At 53.2% G+C, this 2,334-nt stretch carries 4 protein-coding genes; all 4 read left to right on the top strand.

Features of this window, described 5'->3' with window-relative positions; genetic code table 11:
- The coding region (locus tag JRI89_17810) for an ABC transporter permease (protein ID MBW2073088.1) at positions 1 to 159 on the top strand (159 nt) is incomplete at its 5' end.
- 10 nt (positions 160 to 169) lie between these two features.
- The gene (locus JRI89_17805; protein ID MBW2073087.1) at positions 170 to 940 is read left to right on the top strand and encodes an ATP-binding cassette domain-containing protein; all 771 of its coding nucleotides are present in this window, start codon (positions 170 to 172) and stop codon (positions 938 to 940) included.
- An 89-nt stretch (positions 941 to 1,029) separates the two neighbouring features.
- Positions 1,030 to 2,040, top strand: coding sequence for an MCE family protein (locus JRI89_17800; protein MBW2073086.1), 1,011 nt, complete (start codon positions 1,030 to 1,032; stop codon positions 2,038 to 2,040).
- A partial coding sequence (locus JRI89_17795) for a membrane integrity-associated transporter subunit PqiC (GenBank protein MBW2073085.1) occupies positions 2,040 to 2,334 on the top strand: 295 nt, incomplete at its 3' end. The genes JRI89_17800 and JRI89_17795, both read left to right, overlap by 1 nt.

The raw sequence follows: 2,334 nt of genomic DNA, 5'->3' as shown, positions 1-2,334 counted from the left end.
ATTGTCATCGCCATGACCGGTTGCTTGCGTGGTATGCAGTGCGGCCGCAGTGCCTCGGAGGTGGGAAGTGCAGCCACCTCTGCGGTGGTCACGGCCATAGTGGTCATCATCGTTCTGGATGGCATATTTGCTGTAATCACCAATGTGATGGGTGTCTAGAAAGAACAAAATGGCAGCGTCTGATGCAGTAATAGAGGTAACCGATCTCACCCTGGCCTACGGCGACTTCGTATTGATGCGCGACTTGAACTTCACTGTCAACCGGGGCGACATCTTTATCATCATGGGCGGCAGCGGCTGCGGCAAGAGCACTCTCATGAAACAGATGATTGGGCTCAAGGAGCCTGCCAGAGGCAAAGTTTTCTATGATAGCGAGAGCTTCTGGGACGCAGACGAGGCCAGAAGAGACCAGATCATGAGACGCTTCGGCATCCTCTTTCAGAGCGGCGCCCTGTGGAGCTCCATGACATTAGCTGAAAATATAGCCCTTCCTCTGGGCGAGTACACCGACCTCACCCCGAAGCAGATCGAGGAAGTGGTCTCTCTGAAACTGGCTCTGGTGGGATTGGCCGGCTTCGAAGATTACTACCCTTCTGAAATCAGCGGCGGTATGCAGAAGCGGGCAGCTCTGGCCCGAGCTATGGCGCTGGACCCAGACATTTTCTTCTTCGATGAACCATCAGCCGGACTGGACCCCATAAGCGCACGCTTGCTGGATGAGCTGATTCTCGAACTCAGAGACAGTCTAGGCGCTACCGTGGTGGTGGTAACCCACGAGCTGGCGAGCATTTTTACCATTGGCAACAACTCTATTTTTCTCGACGTTGACAGCAAGACAATGATCGCCAGCGGTGATCCCAAGAAATTGCTTGCTGAGACTCAAGACCCGAAGGTAAAAAGTTTTCTCACGCGCGGCAAGAGTATGGACCAGGCAATGTAAGCAATCAACACTCAGAGGTACTCGAAGATTGAACCATTAGTGGCTGACACAGCTAACGCAGTTGCACGAGGAGGGGGATCCATTAGATTATGAGCAAGAAAGCAAACCTGTCGTTAATAGGTGGCTTTGTCCTGGGTGCTATCATTCTCGCCGTTGCCGGGGTGATGGTTTTTGGCTCCGGCAAGTTCCTGGAGAAAAAGGAGCACTTCGTCCTTTTCTTTCAAGGATCCTCCCTCAAGGGTTTGACCGTAGGGGCGCCGGTAATGTTCAGAGGCGTCAGAGTGGGAGAGGTTACTGACATCACGGTATTGCTGAATCCGGCAACACTGGCATTCAAGATTCCGGTGTTCATTACGCTCAAATCCGAGAGGTTCAAGCCAATTGGTAAATGGACACGGCTAGAGAGCCTGGCGGAGCGCAAAAGGTGGATCGATCTTATGATCGACAAAGGTTTGCGAGCCCAGTTGCAACTGCAAAGCCTGGTAACGGGCCAGCTCTTTATCAACCTCGATCTGCGACCGGACACGCCAGTTCGCCTGGAGGGTCTGAAAGAGCTCCGTGTGAGCAAGGATTATCTGGAAATTCCCACAATCCCTTCACTCACAGAAGAAATAGGACAGACCCTGGAAAATCTCCCCATCAAGGAGATGGTTCAAGACATCCAGCAGGCAGCCAACGGAGTGAACCGCCTGGTAAATTCTCCTGAACTGGCTGACGGCATTCGTGGCTTCAGAGACACTTCTGTGGCCGCCCAAAAGCTCCTGACCAATCTTGATCAACAGGTGTCGCCCCTGGTTGCCAGTCTCGAGGAGACTATGGCAGATTTAAGAAGACTGCTGCAGGCAATTGACAGACGAATTGAGCCCGCCAGTGCAGACCTCAAGAGCCTCGCCAGGTCGGCCGAGGCCACACTGCAAAAGGCAAATGAAACCCTTACCACTGTGAAACAGGTAACTGCTGAAGGGGCGTTGTTGCGCCCTGAGATCAGCAAATTGCAGGAAATCAGCAGAGCAGCACGATCTGTCCGCATCTTGGCCGACTATCTCGAACGACATCCCGATGCCTTGCTGCGCGGCAAAACCAGAACCGGAGGTGAGTAATGCGTCAGCTTCTCTTTATTGCGGCAGCACTTTGCTTGTTTGTCTCGTCAGGTTGCTTCAATCTGGGCAAGGGCACCATTGAGCAAACAAGATTCTTTCTCCTGAGCTCCATGCAAGACTCCGAGGATTTGAGACTGGACGCATCTGCTCTGCAGGGCAAGACCATCGGCCTCGGTCCCGTGAAACTTCCTGACTACCTGGATCGACCACAGGTGGTAACCCGCAGCAGCAAGAACGAATTGCACATTGCCGAATTCGCCGTGTGGGCCGAGCCTCTGGAAAACAATTTCCGAC

The sequence above is a fragment of the Deltaproteobacteria bacterium genome, assembly GCA_019309045.1.
In the GTDB taxonomy this organism is placed as follows: domain Bacteria; phylum Desulfobacterota; class Syntrophobacteria; order BM002; family BM002; genus JAFDGZ01.
Note: the sequence above shows the minus strand (reverse complement) of the source record. Positions and strands in the feature narration are given on the sequence as shown.